The following is a 22,176-nucleotide window of genomic DNA, read 5'->3' on the forward strand; positions in this document are numbered from 1 at the left end:
CGATGAAAGGACGACCAAGGGTGCCCGCCCAGAACCAGCCCGCCAGCGCCACCAACCCCGTGCTCCCCGGGTTCCACCCCGACCCGAGCATCTGCCGGGTCGGCGACGACTACTACCTCGCCTGCTCCAGCTTCGAGTACTTCCCCGGCGTACCCCTCTTCCACAGCCACGACCTCGTGCACTGGCGGCAGATCGGCAACGCCCTGGACCGACCGGAGCAGTTGCGCCTGCCGGCCTCCATGCCTTCCTCGGGCGGCATCTACGCCCCCACCCTGCGCCACCACGACGGCCGATTCTGGCTGATCGTCACCAACTGCAGCGAGGGCGGCGGCAACCTGATCGTCACCGCCACCGCCCCCTCCGGACCGTGGTCGGATCCGATCCCCGCACCCGACGTACCCGGCATCGATCCCGACCTGGCCTGGGACGAGGACGGCACCTGCTGGTGCACTGTCGCCGGGGTCGCACAGGTCGGCCTCGACCCGTCCACCGGGCAGACGTACGGCACACCGCACAAGCTCTGGTCCGGCGGCCCCGGCGCCAAGGCCCCGGAGGCGCCGCACCTGTACCGGATCGGCGACTACTGGTACCTGCTCATCGCCGAGGGCGGCACCGAACGCGGCCACGGTGTGTCCATCGCCCGCGGCCGCACGCCGACCGGCCCCTTCGAGCCGTGCCCGGCCAACCCCATCCTCACCCACCGCGGCACCGACCACCCCATCCAGAACACCGGCCACGCCGACCTGGTCCAGGGCCCCGACGGCTCGTGGTGGATGGTCTTCCTCGGCGTCCGGCCGCGCGGCGGCACCCCCGGCTGGCACGTGCTCGGCCGGGAGACCTTTCTGGCACCCGTGACCTGGGAGGACGACTGGCCCGTCGTCGGCGAGGTCACCACGGACCTCTCCACGCTCCCGTGGCCGCTCTCCCCCGCCCCCGTCGAGGAAGGGCGCGACGACTTCGAGCTCAGCGCACTCGGGCCGACCTGGATCTCCGTGCGGGACCGCCCCACCGAGCTCTGCACCACCAAGGAGCGCCCCGGATGGCTGACGCTCCACGCGCGGGGCGGCTCCCTGGACGAGCCCGACGCGGTGTTCACCGGCCGCCGCCAGCAGCACCTCACCTGCCGGGCCCGCACCCTGGTCGACCCGGAGCAGGGTCGCGGCGGCCTCGCTGTCCGCCTCGACGAGCGGCACCACTACGCGATCGAGGCGTCCGGAACGGAAGTACGGGTGATCGCGCGCGTCGGCTCCCTGCGCACGGTCGTGGCCGAACAAGCCGTACCCGCCGGGCCACTGGTCCTCGCCCTCACCATCTCGGACCCACCGCCTCCGCACGGGCCGTGCACCGGACCCGACATCGTCTCCCTCGGCATCGAGCAACCCGACGGCACGTTCACCGAACTCGCGGCCCTCGACGGCCGCTACCTGTCGACCGAGGTCGCCGGCGGCTTCACCGGCCGCGTCATCGGCATGTACGCGGCTGCGGGCACCGTCCACTTCGACTGGTTCGACTACGAGCCCCTCGAAGGCTGAACCGACAGAAGGGCACGACCAACCGAAAGGGCCCACACATGCAGGACCTACGGCAACCCGCGCACCACCGCGGCCGCGGCACCAGCCGCCTGCCCCCTGTTCCTGGCCCTCGCCGTCATGCTGGGTCTGGCCGGCGGCGCCTCGACCGCCGCGACCGACCACACGGCAGAGCCGACATGGTCCGCCATCAGAGTTCCGGCCCGCGCCATGGACGCCGTCGCCGCGATGCAGCCCAGCTGGAACCTGGGCAACACCCTGGACGCCATTCCCCACGAGGAGAACTGGGGCAACCCGAAGGTCACCCGGGACCTGTTCACCACCATCCGCGGGGAGGGCTTCCGCAGCGTCCGGATCCCGGTGACCTGGTCCGACCACCAGTCGCTGAACGACCGCCATCTGATCGCCACCGTGCACTACTACAGCTGGTATCCGTTCAGCATCAACCTCGCGGGCGGCACCCACTACGACGAGGTCGCCCGCAACGACCTCAACGACGCCTTCGCCCGCATGCGCGACACCTTCGTCGCCAGGGACATCCCCGTCTACCTCGGTGAGTACGGCCTGCTCGGCTACCCCGACCACACCCATCCTTCCCGTGTCGAGCGGGGCGAGGCGCTGAAGTACTACGAGCACTTCGGACACGCGGCACGCCTCGCCGGAGTCACCACCGCGCTGTGGGACCCCGGAACTCGGGCCTACCTGAACCGGGAGACCCTGAAGTGGACGGACCCGGCCCTGGATCGCCTGGATCAAGGCCGGCTGGACCACCCGTTCGGGAACGGCCTCCTTCGACAGGGTCTTTGTGCCGAAGTCGGAACCGATCACGGCCAAGGCGGTCACTCTGAATCTGAACGGGTCCAGGTTCCCGGGACCGTGGCACGGCAAGACGGAGCTCGTCGAGGGACGCGATTACACCCTGTGGGACAAGACGCGGCTCGTCCTCACGGCCGGCGCGCTGACCCGGCTGACGGGTGACCGCGAGTACGGCGTGAACGCCACGCTCCAGGCCCGGTTCTCCCGTCCGACGGCAACTGCGGCGTGGGAGCCGGCTCCTCGGCCGGACAGTTCCTCCCGGAGGTCGCCTACAAGATGATCCACGGCTACTGATCCGGGGCCGCTCGGGCGCGGTTCCGGCACCGGATCAGGGGCGAGGGCCCTCCTCCAGATGGATCAGCGCCTACCGCGCCACGAGGTGATCTGAAAAAGTTCCCGGCTCGCGGCAACCTGTGCGGAACCTGTGGCGACAAGGAAGCGGATCCGGCCAGTTCCGGGGCCGGGATCCTGCTTTCCACTGTTGAACAGCATGCAAGGAGAACGCCTCTCCATGAACAACCCCACGAACGGCGGGCGCCGCGGCCGACACCGCCGTCGCTGGACCGCCACCGCTGTGATGCTCGGCGTGCCCGCCGCGGTCGTGCCGTATCTCCTGTTCGCGCAGGAGGACTCGCAGGCCGCGACGGTCGACGGCGATGCCTACTACCGTCTGGTCTCCGTGCGCAGCGGCAAGGTGCTGGACGTCAGCAGCTTCTCCACCGCCGACGGCACCCGTATCCAGCAGTACACCGACCAGAACGCCGCCAACCAGCAGTGGAGACTGAGACCCACCGGGGACGGCTACTACGAGCTGGTGAATCGCAACAGCGGCAAAGTGCTGGGTATAGCGGGCAATTCGACCGCCCAGGCGGCCGCCGCCGAGCAGCAGACCGACAGCTCCGCCACCTCCCAGGAGTGGCGGATCAGTGATGTGAGCGGTTCCGACGCCGTCACCTTCACCTCCCGCCGGAGCGGCCAGGTCCTGGAGGTCTTCGGAGGCTCCACGGCCCAGGGCGCGGCGGTCATCCAGTATCCGGGCCACGGCGGCACCAACCAGCAGTGGAAGCTGGTGAAGACGGCCCAGACCCAGGCGGCCGGGACCGGCGGGGCGCAGACCACGGCCGCGGCCGGACCGTACAGGTGGCAGAACGCCCAGGTGGTGGGCGGCGGTTACGTCACCGGGCTGGTTTTCAACCCACGGGAGAAGGGCCTGCTGTACGCGCGCACCGACATGGGCGGCGCCTACCGCTGGGACACCGGGGCCGAGCAGTGGATCCCGCTGACCGACTGGCTCGGCGAGAAGGACTGGAATCTGCTGGGCATCGACTCGCTGGCCACCGACCCCGTCGACCCCAAGCGGCTCTATCTCGCGGCGGGCACCTACACCAACGAGTGGGCGGGCAACGGCGCGATCCTGCGCTCCACCGACCGGGGCCGCACCTTCCAGCGCACCGATCTGCCCTTCAAGCTGGGCGGCAACGAGGACGGCCGCGGGACGGGGGAACGGCTGGCGATCAACCCGTCGGACAACGGCACCCTGCTGCTGGGGACCCGCAAGAACGGCCTGTGGCGCAGCACCGACCACGGCAAGACATGGCGGCAGGTCTCCTCGTTCCCCGTCAAGGACGGGGCGAGCAGCGGCGCGGGCATCTCCTTCGTGACGTACGGCCCGGCCGGCAGCAAGACGATCTACGTCGGCGTCGCCGACAAGTCCACCTCCCTCTACCGCTCCAGCGACGGCGGCAGCACCTGGCAGGCCGTCTCCGGGCAGCCCACCGGCCAACTGCCGCAGCACGGCGTGCTCTCCGGTGACGGCTCGCTGTACCTGACGTACACCAACGCCCTCGGACCCAACGGTGTGACGGCGGGTTCGGTGTGGAAGTACACGCCGGCCCGCGGGGCGTGGAAGAACGTCTCCCCGTCCCAGGGCAGCTACGGGTTCTCCGGTCTGGCCGTCGACCCGCGCAAGCCCTCCACGGTGATGGTCACCACCCTCGGCCGCTGGTGGCCCGAGGACGAGATCTACCGGAGCACCGACGGCGGCACGACGTGGAAGGCACTGGCCGAGAAATCGGTGCGGAGCGCCTCCGCGGCTCCGTACGTCGGTACCCACACCGGGCACTGGATGACCGCCCTGGCCATCGATCCCTTCAACTCCGGGCACGTGCTGTACGGCACCGGCAACGGCATCTGGCGCAGCAAGGACGCCACCGCCACCGACAGCGGCGGCACCAGCCACTGGAGCTCGGGGGCCCGAGGGCTGGAGGAGACCGCGCTGCTGGACGCGGTCGCCCCGCCCGGCGGCGCGCAAGTCGTCACCGCCATGGGCGACCAGGGCGGTTTCCGCCACGACTCCCTGACCAAGGTGCCCGCCGGGCGACTGAAGAACCCGCTGATGACCAACAGCACCGATATCGACTTCGCCCAGTCCAAGCCCTCGATGATGGTCCGCGTCGGCCGGGGCGGCGACAAGGACGGCGCCTACTCCACCGACGGCGGCGCCAGCTGGAACGGCTTCAAGGCAGAGCCGGTGGCCGGTGCCCAGGACGGCCATGCCGCGCTCGCGGCTGACGGCTCCACCATCGTCTGGACCCAGGCCGGTCAGGCCCCGTACCGCTCGACCGACAACGGGGCGAGCTGGTCGAGGGTCAGCGGCCTGGGCAACGACGCCGTGGTCGTCGCCGACCGCTCCTCGGCCAGAACCTTCTACTCACTGTCCGGTGGCACGCTCTACGCCAGCACCGACGGCGGCGCGACCTTCACCGCCCGCGCCACCAACCTGCCGGCCGACGGCCGGCTCGAGGCCGTCCCCGGCATCGCCGGGGACCTGTGGATCGCAGGCGGCGGCAAGGGGCTGCTGCACTCCACCGACGGCGGCCGCACCTTCACCACGCTCAAAACGGTGCAGTCCGCCTCCGCCCTCGGCTTCGGCAAGGCCAAGCCGGGCACCAGCTACCAGGCCCTGTACCTGATCGGCACCGTCAAGGACGTCACCGGAGTCTTCCGCTCCACCGACAAGGGCGCCACCTGGCTCCGCGTCAACGACAAGGCCCACCAGTGGGGCGCCATCGGCGGCGTCGGCGTCATCACCGGCGACCCCGACACCTACGGCCGCGTCTACGTCGGCACCAACGGACGCGGCCTCCAGTACGGCGACCCGTCCTGACCCACACACCCGAGCGGGGCCGCAGCCACTACGGCCGGCGGCCCCGCCATGGCTGAGAGACCTCGCGGGAGGCGTAGGCCGCGTCACCTCACCCTGGCAGGGCGTCCAACACGGCCTGCTCGACATGCGCAGCGGCGGAGCGGAGCATGGTCCGAGACCTTGATGACCGATGGCGACGCTCAGCAGACCACCACGGTGAAACGCGGTGCGAGGCCAGCCGTCGAAGGACGTTGGCGGTGACACATCCGCAGGCCGGAAGAGCCGCGGGCATGGAGGCGTCGAGGCCCGGGAGTACGCAAGCCGCCCACACCCCTGGAACGCCGATCTCGTACGACGTGTCGGCGAGGCCGTCTCCCCGCCGTGGTGAGCAGCGCCGTACAACTCCCGTATCTCCGCCACGAAACCCTGAATGTCATATACATGCCCTTCGGGCCGTAGCAATCTCTTTCTCGAGACGGTCTACACGAGGGTGAGGCAGATAAACGCAGGTAGTTCTGTCGAAGCGTGTGACCTGTGTCAAAGGCGAAGGCCGTCCTCCACCTTCTCGAAGAAGAACTCGTGCTTCAGGAAGGAGACGTCGTACTCGTGACCGGGCTGCGGGGGCAGCAGTTGGGAGGCCTGGAACAGACGCCACCCGTCCTGCAACGCGCCAAGCCCGGTGGAATAGGGCGGCTCGTCGCTGTCACCGGTCGTCGGACGGGTCCGGCCGGTCCCGTCGTAGCGGGACCAGCCCACGACGGGGGAGTCCAGCGCCGACGTCGCGAGATAGAGGACCAGAACCTGCTGCCTCATGCGTGACTCCCCAGGGCCGGCCGGTTGCTGACGCGCGTGACCCAGTAGTCGACGTCGAACGAGTCGTCTCCGGTCAGGGCCCGCCACAGCAGGACCCGGTTGTAGATCTCCAGCCGGCCCGTGGCCCACTCGTACCAGGGGAAGTACGTGTTGAGTTCCGCGGTCACCGCGGGGTCGTGCAGGTCGGAGACGTCCCACAGACGCACCTGCGGCACGGTCGGGTTGAGGCGGAGTTTGTACATGTAGCGCCGGCCCGCGGTGTCGTTGCGGCGGCCACTGTGCCAGATGCCGTGATGGACGAGAACGACCGTGCCCGCCGGGCAGGTCAGACGGGTCTGTCCCCGGAGGTTCTGGACGCGGCCGACGTCCGTCTCGTTGATCCTGCGCAGATGGCTTCCGGGCACGCTGAGGGTGCCGCCCATCTCGGCGGTCACCTCGTGCGGGTAGTACATGAGCTGGATGTCGAACGCGTCCTGCCGGACGTCGATGATCGCGTCCCCGTGGAGCGGCTGCGCCTGTCCCTCGTGCGGCTCGCGCACATGAACCGCATGGTGGTCGACGGTCGGCTCGGGGCCGACCAGGCTCTCGACAGCGCCCGCGACGACCGGCAGGGCGAGCAGCTCGTGGACGAAGGTGTCCTGCGCGAACGCCCCGCCCAGCGGAGTGCCGTAGGACACTTCCGGCAGGCCCTCGGTCAAGGCCGCGATGGCCCGCTCATTGATCTCCTGCGGCACCACCCCGTCCAGGCGCAGGAATCCCTGCCCGACGAAGCGCGCCACCTGAACAGATGTCAGGAGTTGCTTGCTGGTTGACATGCGACGAACGTAGGTGCCCAGTCCGGCTCGGTCGTGGGCTGAAATCGTCCAGTGCTGGTAATTTTCCGTCCTCGTGAAACACGTGACGTTGCGGCTCGACGAGGCGCCCACCGTGGTTGATGCCGGCATCGGGGTACACGGCGTCTCCACCGCCCACGATGTCTTCCGGCTGCCTGATCTGTGGCAGCTGCACCTCTACCACTACGTGGGTGCTCTGTCCCTCGGGCAGTCGGTCCACCCCATACGCCCTGGCCACGTCAGCCTCGTGCCGCCGAACACGGAGGTGCACTTTCACTACCGGGGCAGGTCGGAACATTTCTACGTCCACCTGCGGCTGCACGACGGCGGAACCGCGCGGGTGGTGCCGGTGATGCAGGACGCCGCGGCCGAGAGCACCCACCTGGCCGACCTGCTCCGACACGCGGTGACGGCCATGCCGACCTCTGCCCCACGAGCCACGGCCGAGGTCTGGACCGCTCTGTGGCGCATCGCCGAGCTGCCGAGGGGCGAGGGAGCCGGGCGCCGCCACCCCTTCGTGGCCGCAGCCCAGGCCTACGTCGAGGAACACCTGGCAGGCCCGCTGTCCGTACCGGACGTCGCTCGCGCCGTCGGAATCTCCCACACACACCTGACACGCGTGTTCCGTGCGGAAACCGGCCTCACGGTCGTGTCGTACATCCGGCACCGACGCCTTCAGCGCGCCCGTCACCTTCTGCTGTCCTCCACCCTGTCCATCACCGCCGTCGCCGCGGCCGTGGGCATCGCCGACCTCCAGGCCTTCAACAAGGCCTGCCGCCGTGAACTCGGCGCGAGCCCGCGCGACGTACGTGCGGCTGCCCCGACGGGGCTGGGCGACCGAGGCCCGCACGAGAGCCCCATCGAGACGGCACGCCAGTGCCGCTGACGGGGCCTCATTGCTCGGCGTGACCCCGAGCGGCCACGGTCCATACCACGAGTGATCGAATAACCGTCGAAGCGTGCTCCCCGCCCGGCGGGCCCGCGTCGACACGGGGCAGTCTCCAGTCGTTTGTAGCAGCAGAGGGCGGCGGCGAGGCCGAGAAAGGCCAGGTAGTTGCGAGGATCGCGCTCGTAGCGAGGGCTCAGACGTCGGTAGCCGGACAGCCAGGACATCGTCCGCTCGATGACCCAGCGGTGGCGGCCCAATCGTTCGCTGGACTCGATGCCTTTGCGCGCGATCCGTACTCCGATGCGTTTGCCGCGTAACCGTTTTCGCAGGTCGGCTCGGTCGTAGGCTTTGTCCGCGTGGAGACGCCGGGGCTTGAAGTGGCGGCCGCGGTGGGGGTCGTGTCTCGTTGCAGCCGCGAGGAGCTGGACGCCGTGGCCGCCGAGCTGAACAGTCGACCACGAAAGACGCTCGGCTGGGCTACCCCAGCCGAGCGCCTCGCCAAGCTCCTGGCAACAGCCAGTCGATCAACTTGTGTTGCAACACCCCCTCGAATACGCCTCACCCGACGTCGGGCCGCCGACGCCTGCAGCCCTGGGGGTTTGCACGGACCGGGTGGCCAGAGTCGGCACAGGCAGAGTCGTCACCACGAACAGCCACCCCAGCGCAGCGGGGGAACCTCGCTTCAACATGAAGCGTGGGTTGGTTTGGTGGCCGAGTCAGAAGGCTGGTGCGGATCGCTCTGTATGTTGGCCCTGGCGACGCGCCCCGAGCACAGCGTCTCGTATCCGGCCCTGAGCCATGGTCAGGCACGCGTACACCGCTCCTTCTGCCGTCGACAGGCCGATCACCTGCGTCACCGCCTTGATCTCTGGGACCGCCGGAAGGCTCTGGTCCAGTCGCCTGCGCACCTCGGGAAGCACTTCTTCGACAAGCGGGCGCAATCGACCCACGAAATAAACCGATTCAGGGTCCAGCATCACGGCGACGACGCTGACAGCAGCCGCGATTGCCGTGGTGAACGCTTCCAGCACCTCGGCGTGCGCCATCTCTTCGTGTGGTTCCAGCCAGAGGTCTTCGATGCGTTCCAGGTCGAGTCCGCGCCCACGGGCAAAGCGAAGAAGACCTCTCGTGCTCAGCAGCTCATCGAGGATCTCATCGTCAACCCCGGAGGAGAGCACACCAATGTCCCCGAAGGTAGGCGTCCGCCCGCGGGCGAGTTCGTGATCTGTGCAGCTGGCGAAGTTCAGGTTGGTGCTGAGGCTGAAGAGCGCGGCGTTCCTGACGGTGGCGTCGTTGGTGAGGATCCCGAGCAAGGACGCATTGGCGTCACTGTCGAGGAGCACGGGAGCATTGATCAGGTCTTCAATGGCTCGCTGAAGATCAGAGCCAGTGAAGATTTTCATCGGCTCCGCCGGGCCGAAGATCTCCTTGCCGATCCGGACCCGGCCTGGCACCGCGGCGACGACCTGGCGCAGTGGTCCCTGTGCGGATTCGCTGGCCTTCGCAATCAAGCCGACCAGCCATTCGGCGCCTGCCCTGACCTCGTCGTGGTCCTCGGTGGGAACCGTCACGTGCTGGACCTCGCGGCCCCTCAGATCGGTCACGAGGACGCAGGTGGTCTGCGCGCCGAAGCTGATACCCACGACGTGCCCGGTCGTGCCGGGCACGTCCAGATAGGTGGACCGGCGGCCGCGGCCGACAACCTCATCCACTCCGCCGTCGATGACGAAGCCATCCGCCCGAAGCTCCTCTACGGCTCGGGACACCGTGGCCTTGCTCAAGCCCGTGAGCTCGATGAGCTCGTTCCGCGTCAAGGGCGCCCGGGTCAGGACTACATCAAGGACCGAGGCCTTGTTGTAGTCGCGCGATGTGGGGTTGCTGGTCACCTCATGACCATAGCGAGCCCGATACGCCGAGCGAGCCGGGCCCGGTTTGGACGCGACGATCAACGGTCCTGCACCGCATGTCGCCGAGCCGACGCTCACGGTCAGCGCCTTGCCGCCGGCAAGTCGGACCGCCTGAGCCGCAGGAAATCGGGGTGCTTTGCCACGGGCAGGCTCGATGATGTTACGCCCGTCGTCGAAGCTTCCGGGGGCCGCGGCCAGCGAAGAGACAGGAACGCCTCCCGCCGGTCAGCCTACCCCTGGCCGGTAACTCGGGGCCCAGCGTCGCGCTGGTCGGCCGATGGATCAAGGTCTTAGATTGAGACGCTATAGATCGACTTGCCTGACGAACGCAGCAATGATCGGGTCGAAGGGCGGGACGGGCGCCGGCGAAAAGCCCGGGGTCGAGTGAGGCCATGGTCGACATAACCGCGAGGAGACCTCACGGAGCGCCGTACCGGCTCGACGAGCACCGTGCAGCTCCCGCAGGCTTATTGTTTCAGGTTGGAACTGGAACCAAAAACGGGTAGGGTCTCAGCCGCAGCAGCAAGCAACTCCGACGGAACCAGGCCGAAAGGTTGTGCCCACGATGACTTCGACGCTGAGTCGAGCCCTCGCCCACTACCCCAACCGGTTCGACCCGGGCGGCCTGAGCGAGCTCCCCGAACACCTCCAGGAGACCATCCGACGCCGCAACAAGGTGCTCGGTCCTGGTTACACGCTCATCTACAAGGAGCCGGTCGAGTTCGTCTCCGGTCACGGAGCCCACCTGATCGACCGCGACGGCTACGACTACCTCGACGCGTACAACAACGTTCCGTGCGTCGGGCACGCCCACCCACACGTGGCCGAGGCCGTCTCCCGCCAGATGAGTGCAGTCAACACCAACACCCGCTACGTCCAGGAGTCGCTGGTCGACTATGCGGAGCGGCTTCTCGCGACCTTCCCCGAGGAGCTGTCGAAGCTGAGTCTCGCGTGCAGCGGGTCGGAGGCCAACGACCTCGCGGTGCGGGTGGCGAGGTTCCACACCGGCGGTGAGGGCATCATCGTGACCCGCTGGGCCTACCACGGCCTCACTCGTGAGGTGGCGAGCTTCTCGCCGACTCTGGGCACAGGATCACCGCTGGGACCGAACGTCCGGCTCATCGATCCTCCTGACCCGCGGCTCGTCGCGCCCGGAACCACGCTCGCCGAGCACATGCGCAACCAGGTGCGCGGCGCGATCGACGACCTCGAGCGCCACGGTTACCGACTCGCGGCGCTGATCACCGACTGCGCCTACTCCAGCGATGGAATCTTCACGGACCCGGTCGGTTACATGAGGGCCGTCGTGGAGGAGGTGCACGCGGCCGGCGGTGTCTACATCGCGGACGAGGTGCAGTCGGGATTCGCCCGGCTCGGGGATTCGATGTGGGGCTTCACCCGCCACGCTGTGCTGCCGGACATCGTCACCATGGGTAAGCCGATGGGCAACGGATTGCCGATCTCCGGTGTGGTTTTCCGACCCGAGGTCTGCGAGGAGTTCGGACAGAACGTTCGCTACTTCAACACCTTTGCCGGCAGCTCGATCCCTGTGGCCGCCGGCGCCGCAGTCCTGGATGTCTTCGAGAACGAGAACGTGCAGCAGCGCGCTCTCGAGAACGGCACGGCTCTGCGCGCAGGGCTCCAGGAGATCACGAAGGATTCCCCTTACGTAGCTGAGGTGCGCGGCAGCGGTCTCTACGTCGGTGTGGAGCTCGTCAAGGACCGGGAGACGCTCGAGCCCGACCGCTCACGCACCGAAGACGTCATCAACGACATGCGCGACCGTCGGATCCTCATCAGCGGCACGGGCAAAGCGGCGAACGTTCTGAAGATCCGTCCCCCGCTGGCCTTCACCTCCGCCGATGTGACCCGATTCCTGGAGACTTTCTCCGAGATCGCGAAGGACCGTCTGTAGCAGGCTGGCCAAGGAACTGACCATGAACAACTCACCGGCAACGAGAATCGCTCAACGGCTCTTCGAGGAGAGCGGCCTGGCATCGTCTCACGAGCCCATCGACGTCATGCTGGTGAGCGCCCTCCTTGAGCGGCATTACCACGTCGGCGGACGCCTCGATCGACTGGCGACGGAGAAGGACGACACGTTCAGGCTCAGGACCGACTCGAACGACTACCTCGTGAAGGTTTCCCACCCTGACGAGGCAGAGATGACTGTCGCTCTACAGACCGCCGTGATGCGTTTTCTCCAAGGCGCCGCTCCGGAATTGCCGGTCCAGCGGGTGAAGCCGACCGTCGGCGGAGACGACCGTGTGGCCATCGAAACGAACGACGGCAGGACTCGAGTCCTGCGGGTGTTCGACTTCGTCGAAGGTCCGGTCCTGGCACGAACGAATCCAACCGCGGAACAGCTCGCCCAGGTGGGCGAGATGCTGGGACGAGTCGACGTGGCGCTGAAAGCATTTGAGCACCCCGCGGACCGACGAGGGCTGGTATGGGACCTCCGGCATTTCCACCAGCTGACCGGACTTGTCGAGCACACGCCGAATACCGAGCACCGTCAGTTGGCTCAGGAGGTCTTCCGGCTTTTCGACAGAGCCGTCGTCCCGAGGCTGAATGATCTCGAAACGCAAGTGATCCATGGCGACTACAGCCCTTACAACGTTGTGGTGGATCCGCAAGGCGACGACTTTGTCACCGGCGTCATCGACTTCGGTGACACCATGCGCAGTGCCGTGATCTTCGACCCTGCTGTCTCCCTGGCGAACCTGCTCGGCCGGGCGCCGGATCGCCCCTGGCGGGATGCCTGCGCCTTCGTCGCCGGCTACGAACGGGCACGCCCCATCGAGGACTGGGAACTTCCGCTGCTGCCGATTGCCGCGCTGGCACGACTCACGCTGCGCGCGCTGATCACGAACTGGCGCGCGGAGCGCGTACCAGAACGGCGCGACTACCTCCTCGGCCACGCCAAGGACGATTGGGTCAACGTCGGGCGGGCCATGGCCGTACCCCTGGGCGACGTCATTGCGCAACTTCGGGAAGGCCGTCATGACCTCGCCTGAACAGGAGCGACCCCCCGGTCGTGCGCGAGCTCGACGGCGCCCGGCCCGAACAGGGCGTACTGACGTCGAGCCCTGCACACCCATTGTCTCAACAGCATCGCGCAGTTCCCTTTTGAATTGGCGTGTTGAAGCCAATCAAGAAGGGTGCGCTTGCCGTGAATCGGCGCGTGTTCTGGGTACCGCCGGACGCGGTACGGGGAGGGGTCCGGGCGGGTGTCGTCGAGGGATGGGACAACCTCCCATCCCTCGAGGACGCCGTTGGTGAGATGGCCGACGACCCCGTCCTCCTGTCACCACATCACCGGGTAGACCCCCTCCTCAGCCTGTACTGCCAGTCCGGCACCTTCCGCCGCTACGAGGAGGAGACCCGCCGCAACTACGTCACGGACATCACCCTGCTACTGACATTCCTGTGGAAGCGCGGGCGGGGCTGGTTGGAGACGACGCCGAGTGATCTGGAGGACTATGAGCACTGGCGGCGCAGGACGGAGGGGAATCCAAACCGGGTTGGCGGGTCGAAGTGGGGGCGTGAACCGGCCGCGTTCGCCAGCCTGTTCCGATGGGCCATCCGCGAGGAAGTCGCCTTTACCGACTCTCCGAGTGTTCCGGTCGGCCCTGACCTGTGATGATGCGCCACGTAGGTGTTCATGACGAGCAAAGTCCGTCCCCTCTCACGCCAGCTGCTCTAATGTCGCCGACGCTGGATGGGGTGTGGTCTTCATGAGACTGCCTCTGTCCTCAATCTCTGCGGATGGCTGCGAGGTAAGAACGGCATCGCAGGACGACCAGGCAGGCTGGCTGAGCAGGGGGCGAAAGCGGGTGAACAGGGCGAGGAGTTCGCCTCCCTACTGTTCCCGGAAGGACGGGTCGATGCAGACGAGGTCGAGTTCGTTGGCGGCCGTGCGCTCGGCGATGTCGTGACGCCGTTGAGGTTCGGGGAGGCCAGCGTGACCGGTGACCCGGTTGCTCCGATCACCGCCGCGAGTTCGGCACGGCGGTTTAGGGACAGCAGCGCGGTGTGGAAGCCGTCGGTGCCGTAGTACGCGTGGCACAGGCCCGCGAGCCGGAGGGCGGGGCGGGCGCCCCACGCCGCGAGCTGCTCATGGACGCGCTGGAGGCGCGCGAGGAGGCTCCCTCCGGGACGGACGAGCTCCGCCGCACCGATATCGCGCAGGAAGGCAACGGCCTGAGCGATGCGGAGGGGAAGGCAGACACGGGCGGGCTCCTTCCGTCGCTCGGTCGGCGCCCGTCCGTGCCTTCGCCTGGAGCCCGGACCGCGCGAAGACGCCGGACGGGTTGCCGTTGCCTCGGTGTGCGCCCTTGGCCTCGCGCTTTCACACCCCGCCTCGGTCTGGACGGCAGCCGTCGAGTTCGTGACGGGATCCGCGACTGCGCTTTTCGAGTGCCGGAAACGACATGGCAAGGGCCAGTGGCGGGCGGACACCGCCAATGGCCCTTCCGGTGAATCGCTGTTGGTCAGCGCAGGCGGTCCTTGGCCTTGTAGTACGCCCCGCCGAAGGGCAGGAACCAGGCGGTGCCGTTGTAGAAGGGGACGGGAACCTTGGGGAAGCCAAGGTCACGCAGGGGGTTGGCCTCCGGCTTGCCGTCCATCATCTCGGCGACCGCCCGGCCCATGTAGGTGGCCATCTGGACTCCATGGCCGCAGTACCCCATGGAGTAGTACAGGCCCTTGGCCCCCTCGGCCTCACCCGCGTGCGGGATGCGGTCCCAGGAGAAGCCGACCATGCCGCCCCAGACGTAGTCGACCCGGACGTCCGCCAGTTGCGGGAAGATCTCCGTCATCTCCCGCTTCAGGACGTCCCCGCTCTTCACGTCGGAGGCCGGGTTGGAGGGCGCGAAGCGGGCCCGGCCACCGAAGGCGAGGCGGTTGTCGGGGGTGAGGCGGATGTAGTGGCCGACGTTCTTGGAGTCGACCACCAGGCGCCCGTTGGGAATGATGTCGCGAGCGCGCGCCTCGCCGAGCGGTTCGGTGACGATGATGAAGCTGCCGACGTTGATCAGCCGCTTCCGGAACCAGGGCAGCGCCTTGTCGGTGTAGGCGTCGGTGGCCGCCATGACCTGCTTGGCGCGGATGGTGCCGTGCATGGTCTCGACGAGGAAGCCGCCGCCGGGAGTCCTCGTCAGGCCCGTGGCGGCGTTCCGTTCGTGGATCTCCGCACCGGCGCGTTCGGCGGCCTCGGCCAGGCCATGGACGAACTTGCCCACATGCAGGGCCGCGCCGAGCGGGTCGAGCAGGGCGCCGTGGTAGTACTCCGAGCCGAGTTCGGCGCGCAGTTCGTTCTTGGTCAGCAATACCGTGTCGTGGCCGTAGTTCTCGGCCAGATCGCGCTGCTTGGCCCGCATGGCGTCGAAGTGCTGGGGCTTGAAGGCGACGCCGAGGCGCCCGGCACGGTGGAAGTCGCAGTCGATCTTCTCCTTGACCGCTAGCTCCTCGACGAGGTCCACCGCGTCGCGGAACGCATCGTAGATCTCACGGGCGCGCTCCATCCCGTAGCGCTTGCGGGCCTCGGCCGGGCTGATGGTGATGCCGGGGTTGCAGTGACTGCCGTTGCGCCCTGAGGCACCCGAGCCGACCTTGTCCTTCTCGACGAGGACGACCCGGGCGCCCTTGCGGGCGGCGTGGTAGGCGGTGGACAGTCCGGTGAGGCCGCCGCCGATGACCACCACGTCGGCCTCGTCCGGCAGGTCCTTTCCGGACCGGTCGGGCAGGGCGGGAGCGGTGTCGAGCCAGTAGGGGATCTGCTTCATGGGCGTGCGTCCTTTGCGTTCTCTGTCCTGTGTCGCCGTGTCGCCGTGGGGTCAGCAGCCGAGCAGGGCCGGCAGGCCGGAGAGGTCGGGCAGCTCGTCGTAGGGCTGGTAGTCGGCGCTGCCGCTGTGGAATTCGTAGCGGTTGATCCACACGCGGCGAGCGAGGCCGAGGTCGCGGGTGGGGATGAGGTCGTACTCCCAGCCCTGGGCGACGTGGATGACCTGGGCGGGGTCGATGTCCATGGTCTGGAAGGCGTACTCGAAGGTCTGCCGGGACGGCTTGTACGCCTTGGCCTGCTGGGCGGTGATGACATGGTCGAACTCGACGCCGATGTTGGCCAGGTTGTGGGCGATGAGGTCGTCGTCCGTGTTGGAGATGATGGCGATCTCGTACCGGGACTTCAGCGCCCGCAGGGCGGCCGGGACCTCGGGGTGGGGGCCGAAGGTGGGCACGGCCGCGACCAGGGCCTCGCCGTCGGACTTCCGGTACTCCAGGCCGTGCAGACGCATGGCTGCCTCCAGGCTGGAGGGCAGCGCCTCGCGGAAGGGGCGGTAGGCCTCCAGGACGGCCTGGAACCGCATGACGCGGAAGTCGTCGAGGAACTCGTCGACGTTCAGGCCGTCCAGGTCCAGCCGGTCGGCCAGGACCTTCAGGGTGGTGGGGCCGAGCTGGAAGTCGACCAGGGTGCCGTAGGCATCGAAGGTGACGATCTGACGCATGATGTTCAACCTCTTTCCGGGCGTATCGGACACCCCGTTCACCGGGAGTCACGATCTCGTCGAGCGTGGCCAGGTCCGCCGCATCGGGGGTTCAGGAGGCTGCCGCGGCGTTGGCGGCGACCTGTTCAGGGGGCAACGGGGCTTGCGGGGGTGCCCGAGGGGCCGCCGCTGGAGGACGAGCCCCCCGGACAGGGCCGGGGACGGTGAATGCTGATCAGGTAGTCGGCGGCAGCACCATTACTGCTCCGAGTGCGATGAGCCTTTCTCCAACCCGAGGTGATGCGTCAGTGAAGCACCGTGGACAATCCGGCAACAAGGGACGTGAGGCCGCGAGATCGACCGCGTATTTTGTGCCTGTGCACAATTTCCTGTCAGGAACCTGGTGCGGTTCCCGCCCGAGCCGGCAGGCACGAACTGCCGCCGCTTCGCGCTGCCGCCCGGCGGCGTGACCGGACTGTCGGCCGCCAAGACTGCCGTCCTCATGAAGGGCATGTGGCCTCTGACCGCGGCGCTGCGGCTCCGGCTCTCGCGGTCCCCGGCCGGTTGCCGCAACCCGTCCGGCAATCGGTGGATCAGGACACCGTCGCTCGGAAGCGGGCGCCCGCGTCCGTGTCCAGCCAAGCCAGGGCGAGGACCAGCCGGGCGGCGTCGTTCGGTCTGGACAGCTTCAGCCCGGTCGCCTCTTCCGCGGCCTGCAGGCGATTGCCCACCGTGTTCCGGTGACGGTAGGTGCGTGCGGCCACCTCGGCGACCGAGCCCAGGTCGAGGTACCAGCGCAGGGTCTCGAGGATGCTGTCGCGGTCGCGCAGCTCGAGGAGTGGACGCAGCACGTCGGTGGCCATCGCACCGGTGAGCTCCTCCTGCGCCGACATGATCGCCCCGACCCAGTGGCCCTCCACGTGGCGCACTCCGGGCTGCGCGGAGCTGCGGATCGCCGCCCGTGCGAACCGGATGCCCCGTGCCGTCAGCGCCAGCCCGGGGACTTCCGCGACGCCGCAGCGCCACGGGGCGAACGGCCGGAGCATGGCGAGCATGGTCACTTGATCGCACCGTCCGTGACGGATGATGCCGAGGAGCTCGTCGCCCATCCATCCGAAGTGACGCAGCAGGCCACCACGACGCAACGCATCGTCGACCTGGGACAGAGCCGGGTCCCCGGTAGGAACGGATTCGACCACGACCACGGTCAAGGCGACGTGCTCGGAGAAGCCCAGCAACGTCGAGGCCTCGGCGACCGTGGAGGGATCCTGCTCCCCTTCCAGGACGAGGCGGCTGAAGGCGCGGTTGCGCACCTCCGTACGACGGCTCGCCAGGTCGCGCTCGGTGCGGCGGTAGGCGTCGACGACCTCGACGCTGTTGGCGTCCGTCGCCTCCCAGACGCGGATCAATCCGTCGAGGAAGTCGGGATCGGCGCTGATGCCACGTGCTCGCCCCTCCGCGAGCACGGCCTCCCACAGGGTCCTGAGGTCCAGCTGGAAGGAGTGCATCAGAGCGGTCAGGGGAAACGCCTGTTCCGCTCGCTCGCGTCCCACGTCCTCGGTGGCGCGCGAGACCGTCCGGGGCACGGGACCGCCGGCCAGCCGGGTCAGGGCGAGTTCGAGGGTTCGTCGCATCCCCTCCCGTTTCTGGACCGGGTCCCAGTCCGCCGACGCGTAGGCGGCCTCCTCGGCTTCCAGCTGTTCGAGAGCACGAGAGGTCAGTTCGTCGAGTCGTTCCTCGAGGAGCTGGCGCGCGATCGCCTGCACGGCGTCGTGGCGGGCCCCACCCTGGCGGCGTCCCGGGCCGCTCACGAGGACCGCCCCTCGCGACGACAGCCGTCACCGGACGGATACGGGGCCGTCTCCGGGAAATGCCGCTGACATGCCGGTGGGGCTTCCTGCCAGAAATTGTGCACAGGCACAAAATACAGGGCCGATGTCGCGGCCTCGCGTCCCTTGTTGCCGGATTCTCCGCGGGGTTTCATGTTGATGCATCACCTCGGGCTGGAGATGGCTCGTGAATGACCACCCACTTGGAGCAGCCATGGCGCTTCCGTAAGCACCTGATCCCCAGTCCGTCAATTTGAGTAGGCGCTGCTGAGAGGCGCCGCGTCCCTCGGGTCAGTCCCAGCCTTCCCCTACGGGGCCCGCCAGGACCGCGATGGCCAAGGCGGCCGAGCCAACCGGTTCGCCAGGCAGAGCGGGATCGGGATCACCCAGGATTCCCCCAGAGACTACGCCGAGCTCAAGGCGAGGGTCGAGGACCAGAACGTCACCCGGGACGTCATGACGGCCGCCGCGTGAGCTGATGACCGGTCTCGATGAACGCTCCGCCTTTGACGCACGGCCCACCTCGGACCTGATCGCCGACCAGGAGTTGGAGCGCGTCCTGGTCCGGGCCCCTGCAGCCGTGGGAGTGGGGCATCGAAGTACCGAACGGGGGACTTCGCCTGGACCTGTCGGTCGCCGACGTGGTCGAGATCTGTGCAGCCCGTGAAGCGATCGAGACCGCAGCCGCGGCCGCCGGCCCGCCTCCGCCCAGGAACCGCATCGATCGGACCGCCCGGGAGCCGACCGACACCGTCGGGCAAAGGTCCGACATGGGTGGTGGCGGGGGGCCGGCCACGCCCCGAGCGTCGTGACGCAGGCCCACGGTGAGTGATGAGCGACCTGACGACGAGAGAGAGAACGCACCGATGACCTCAGCGACCACCACCGGCCAGGACGGAACGGCCATCCCCGGTCACACCGGCCAACTGCCGGGCTCGCTCCTCGATCAGGTGCTGCGGCAGTCCTTCGGACTCGAGGGATATGTCCAGCACCCACTGGGAGGGGAGGTCGACCAGAACGTCCGGATCACCGGCGATGACGGCATGCGCTACTTCGTACGGGTCACCCGCGCGGAGCCGGACTCAGCCGACGTCTTCTGGCAGAACTCACTCCTCCAGCATCTGGCCTCCACCGTTCCCGACCTTCCGGTGCCACGACTGGTCCCGACACGTGACGGGAAGTGCCTTGCCGGCGTCGTCCACGGGGGCCGAACGCACGTGGTCCGCGTGATGAGCTGGCTTGAGGGCCGGGTCCTGGCGGATCTCGACGACCACCCCGCGGCGCTTCTGCGTCAGCTGGGAGAAGCCGCTGGGCGGCTGAGCCTCGGACTCTCCAGCATGGAGCCACCGGTGGGCTTGCAACCGCACGACTGGGACATGCGCCGGGCCGCTGAGATCGTCGAGGCGTCGCTGCACGCTGTACAGGACGCGGACCGGCGGGAGTCGGTCCGCACGATCATGGGCTGGTACGACGACCTCCTGCCGGCATTGGACCGACTGCCGCGGAGCGTCCTGCATCAGGATCTCAACGACGCCAACGTTCTGGCCGACGCCGACGAGGACGGGGTGCTGCGAATCTCGGGCATCGTCGACCTGGGCGACTCGCTCTACAGCGTGCGCGCGGCAGAGGTGGCGATCGCGGCGGGCTACGCCATGGTCCGCAAGGCCGACCCGCTCGCTGCGGCGGCCGAAGTCGTGGCCGGCTTCCACTCGGTACTCCCCCTCACGGCGGAGGAACTGGCGGCTGTCTATCCGTTGGCGGCCGCCCGGCTGTGCATGAACGCCGTGACGTGGACGCGCCGGGTCGCCGAGAGCGACACGCCGTACGGGCGGACCCGCGTGCAACACACCTGGCCGACGATCGCGCAGGTGGCCGAGGTCTGCCCCGACGTCGCCGAGGCGACGTTCCGGATCGCCTGCGGACTCCCCCGGACGCCGGAGCAGGGGGGCTTGGAAGGGGTCTTGGCAGAGGCGGCCCGAGACGGTGCCCCGCACACACCGGCCCCGCAGCTGCTCGACCTGCGACCGGCAAGTGATCTCTACGACGAAGTCAACTGGCACGATGCGAGGGCGGTGCGCGCGCACATCGACGACGCCCTCGACGGACGGCGGCGGCGGGGCTACGTGCCCCACCTCAGCGCCTCCCTGCTCCTGGGGGGCCGGCGCCGCCCGGGAGTCGACGAGCCCGCGACGGTTCAGGTCGGCGGCTCGCTGATCGTGGCAGACGCCGAGGAGGTTGCCAGCCCGCTGCCCGGCGTCGTCGAGGCCCACGGTGGCCCCGGCATGCCGTTGGTGCTGCGACATGCGGTCGAGGGGCTGGAGTTCTGGACCTGCTGGTGGGGACTCGACGACACGCCGCCCGTCGCGGCGAGAGTCCCGGCCGGGGCGCCGTTGGGACGCGCCGGCGCGAGCGATGAGACGGACCCGCTCGGGCCCCGCGTCCAGGTACAGGTCCACCGCACCGCGCGGATGGCCACGTGGCCGCCGCCGCGCGCCGTGCCGCCCTCCGCACGGCAGGTATGGAGCCACCTGTCACCCGACCCCGCCCGGCTCTTCGGGTTCACCGAGTCCCCCGCCGCGGCCCCCACCATCGACGACGTCGTCTCCGTGCGCCGTCGCCACATCGCTCGCTCCCAGCGCAACTACTACCGCGACCCGATGAACCTCGTGCGCGGGCGGGGCGTGTGGTTCCACGACGAGGACGGTCTGGCCTATCTGGACTCGCTGAACAACGTCACCCACGTCGGCCACGCCGAGCCACGGGTGACGGCCGCCGCCACCCGGCAGCTGCGCAAGCTCAACACCAACAGCCGTTTTGTCTACCCGCAGATCGCCAGTTACGTGCAGAAGCTGGTGGCGACGCTGCCCGACCCGCTCGAGGTCGTCTTCCTCGTGTGCACGGGCAGCGAGGCAAACGACCTGGCGCTGCGGATCGCCCGCCAGGTGACAGGACGTCAGCACATCGTCAACATCGACGGCGCGTACCACGGAAACACCGGCGTGGTGACCGGGATCAGCCCGAACCGTTACAAGGGCCCCGGCGGCGCCGGTGCACCCGCCACCACCCACGAGGTCGTCATCCCGGACCGCTACCGCAGCACCTACGGGTACGACGACCCGGACGCCGGAGTCAAGTACGCGCGCGACGCCGCGGCCGTCATCGAGCGGATCGCGGCCGACGGCCGAGCCCCAGCCGCCTTCATCGCCGAGTCCCTGATGGGATCGGGTGGGAACATCGTGTTCCCCGACGGCTACCTCGATGGCGTGTTCACCGCTGCCAGGCGGGCGGGCGCCCTGTGCATCTCCGACGAGGTCCAGGTCGGCGTCGGACGACTCGGGCCCTGGTGGGGTTTCGAGCTCCAGGGGGTGGTCCCGGACATCGTCACGATGGGCAAGCCGCTCGGGAACGGGCATCCCCTCGCGGCGGTGGTCACGACTCGGGAGATCGCCGACGCGTTCGACACGGGCATGAAGTACTTCAACACCTTCGGCGGCAACCCGGTCTCCTGCGCGATCGGCGAGGCCGTACTCGACATCGTCGAGCAGGATGGGCTGAGGGAGAACGCCGTGAGCGTGGGCGGGTACTTCGCCCAGTCGCTGCGCGAGCTCCAGCGGCGTCAGCCGCTCATCGGCGACGTGCGGGCAGAAGGGCTCTACCTCGGCGTCGAACTGGTCCGTAACCGCACCACCAAATTGCCGGCCACGGAGCAGGCCTTCATGGTCACCGAGCTCATGAAGGAGCGAGGCGTCATCGTCTTCCCCAATGGTGTGCACGACAACGTACTGAAGATCAAACCGCCCATGACCTTCCGCCGCGAGCACGTGGATCTCTACGTCGACGCGCTGGACGAGGTCCTGTCCCTGCCCGAGCTGCGCTCGGCCGTTCAGTCCTGAGACGGGCAACCGTCCACTGAGGCAATGAACGAGAGCG

14 protein-coding genes and 3 pseudogenes are annotated in these 22,176 nt (G+C 68.5%); 9 read left to right on the plus strand and 8 right to left on the minus strand.

Annotated features, from left to right (window positions below; all coding sequences use genetic code 11):
* Positions 1-2: 2 nt before the first annotated feature.
* From ACF1A1_RS37695 to ACF1A1_RS37710, 4 genes and pseudogenes are all read left to right on the plus strand, one after another.
* Complete coding sequence (locus tag ACF1A1_RS37695) at positions 3-1,532, plus strand: glycoside hydrolase family 43 protein (protein WP_392006484.1); 1,530 nt, start codon at positions 3-5, stop codon at positions 1,530-1,532.
* 225 nt (positions 1,533-1,757) lie between these two features.
* A pseudogene (locus ACF1A1_RS37700) lies at positions 1,758-2,096 on the plus strand (cellulase family glycosylhydrolase); the annotation flags it as partial.
* Between the two features lie 238 nt (positions 2,097-2,334).
* Positions 2,335-2,496, plus strand: a pseudogene (locus ACF1A1_RS37705) (hypothetical protein); the annotation flags it as partial.
* Positions 2,497-2,856: 360 nt separating this feature from the next.
* Positions 2,857-5,511, plus strand: coding sequence for an RICIN domain-containing protein (locus tag ACF1A1_RS37710; protein WP_392006486.1), 2,655 nt, complete (start codon positions 2,857-2,859; stop codon positions 5,509-5,511).
* A gap of 516 nt (positions 5,512-6,027) precedes the next feature.
* Here the strand turns inward: ACF1A1_RS37710 and ACF1A1_RS37715 are convergent.
* Both ACF1A1_RS37715 and ACF1A1_RS37720 read right to left on the minus strand, forming a co-directional pair.
* The gene (locus ACF1A1_RS37715; protein ID WP_097222335.1) at positions 6,028-6,303 is read right to left on the minus strand and encodes a hypothetical protein; all 276 of its coding nucleotides are present in this window, start codon (positions 6,301-6,303) and stop codon (positions 6,028-6,030) included.
* A complete protein-coding gene (locus ACF1A1_RS37720; protein WP_392006488.1) occupies positions 6,300-7,118 on the minus strand; it encodes a phytanoyl-CoA dioxygenase family protein in 819 nt (272 codons plus the stop codon). Before ACF1A1_RS37720 ends, ACF1A1_RS37715 begins: the two co-directional genes overlap by 4 nt.
* 82 nt (positions 7,119-7,200) lie before the next feature.
* Between ACF1A1_RS37720 and ACF1A1_RS37725 the strand changes: the two genes are divergently transcribed.
* Positions 7,201-8,022, plus strand: coding sequence for a helix-turn-helix domain-containing protein (locus tag ACF1A1_RS37725; RefSeq protein WP_392006530.1), 822 nt, complete (start codon positions 7,201-7,203; stop codon positions 8,020-8,022).
* A gap of 116 nt (positions 8,023-8,138) precedes the next feature.
* Here ACF1A1_RS37725 and ACF1A1_RS37730 read toward each other — a convergent pair.
* Together ACF1A1_RS37730 and ACF1A1_RS37735 are read right to left on the minus strand one after the other, a co-directional pair.
* Positions 8,139-8,432, minus strand: a pseudogene (locus tag ACF1A1_RS37730) (transposase); the annotation flags it as partial.
* A gap of 309 nt (positions 8,433-8,741) precedes the next feature.
* Positions 8,742-9,911: an ROK family transcriptional regulator gene (locus ACF1A1_RS37735; RefSeq protein ID WP_392006490.1), complete on the minus strand. Its 1,170-nt coding sequence runs from the start codon at positions 9,909-9,911 to the stop codon at positions 8,742-8,744.
* 586 nt (positions 9,912-10,497) lie between these two features.
* Between ACF1A1_RS37735 and ACF1A1_RS37740 the strand changes: the two genes are divergently transcribed.
* From ACF1A1_RS37740 to ACF1A1_RS37750, 3 genes are all read left to right on the plus strand, one after another.
* Positions 10,498-11,847 carry an aspartate aminotransferase family protein gene (locus tag ACF1A1_RS37740; RefSeq protein ID WP_392006492.1) on the plus strand — a complete coding sequence of 450 codons (1,350 nt, stop codon included), beginning with the start codon at positions 10,498-10,500 and terminating at the stop codon, positions 11,845-11,847.
* A gap of 22 nt (positions 11,848-11,869) precedes the next feature.
* On the plus strand, positions 11,870-12,949 hold the full coding sequence (locus ACF1A1_RS37745; protein WP_392006494.1) for a phosphotransferase: 1,080 nt from the start codon (positions 11,870-11,872) through the stop codon (positions 12,947-12,949).
* 125 nt (positions 12,950-13,074) lie between these two features.
* Positions 13,075-13,575 (plus strand): site-specific integrase, encoded by a 501-nt coding sequence (locus tag ACF1A1_RS37750; protein WP_392006496.1) that lies wholly within the window; start codon positions 13,075-13,077, stop codon positions 13,573-13,575.
* A gap of 92 nt (positions 13,576-13,667) precedes the next feature.
* On the opposite strand, the gene ACF1A1_RS37755 is transcribed toward ACF1A1_RS37750, so the two are convergent.
* From ACF1A1_RS37755 to ACF1A1_RS37770, 4 genes are all read right to left on the minus strand, one after another.
* Complete coding sequence (locus ACF1A1_RS37755) at positions 13,668-14,393, minus strand: DUF6817 domain-containing protein (RefSeq protein ID WP_392006498.1); 726 nt, start codon at positions 14,391-14,393, stop codon at positions 13,668-13,670.
* 32 nt (positions 14,394-14,425) lie between these two features.
* A complete protein-coding gene (locus ACF1A1_RS37760) occupies positions 14,426-15,718 on the minus strand; it encodes an NAD(P)/FAD-dependent oxidoreductase (RefSeq protein ID WP_392006500.1) in 1,293 nt (430 codons plus the stop codon).
* Positions 15,719-15,769: 51 nt separating this feature from the next.
* Entirely contained in the window at positions 15,770-16,438 is a 669-nt protein-coding gene (locus ACF1A1_RS37765; RefSeq protein WP_392006501.1) for a haloacid dehalogenase type II, read from the minus strand.
* Positions 16,439-17,010: 572 nt separating this feature from the next.
* Positions 17,011-18,228 (minus strand): PucR family transcriptional regulator, encoded by a 1,218-nt coding sequence (locus ACF1A1_RS37770; protein ID WP_392006503.1) that lies wholly within the window; start codon positions 18,226-18,228, stop codon positions 17,011-17,013.
* A gap of 884 nt (positions 18,229-19,112) precedes the next feature.
* Between ACF1A1_RS37770 and ACF1A1_RS37775 the strand changes: the two genes are divergently transcribed.
* Positions 19,113-22,139, plus strand: a complete 3,027-nt coding sequence (locus tag ACF1A1_RS37775; RefSeq protein ID WP_392006505.1) for an aminotransferase class III-fold pyridoxal phosphate-dependent enzyme — start codon at positions 19,113-19,115, stop codon at positions 22,137-22,139.
* The last annotated feature ends 37 nt before the right edge of the window (positions 22,140-22,176 follow it).

It is taken from the genome of Streptomyces sp. NPDC014995, assembly GCF_043080745.1.
GTDB lineage: Bacteria > Actinomycetota > Actinomycetes > Streptomycetales > Streptomycetaceae > Streptomyces.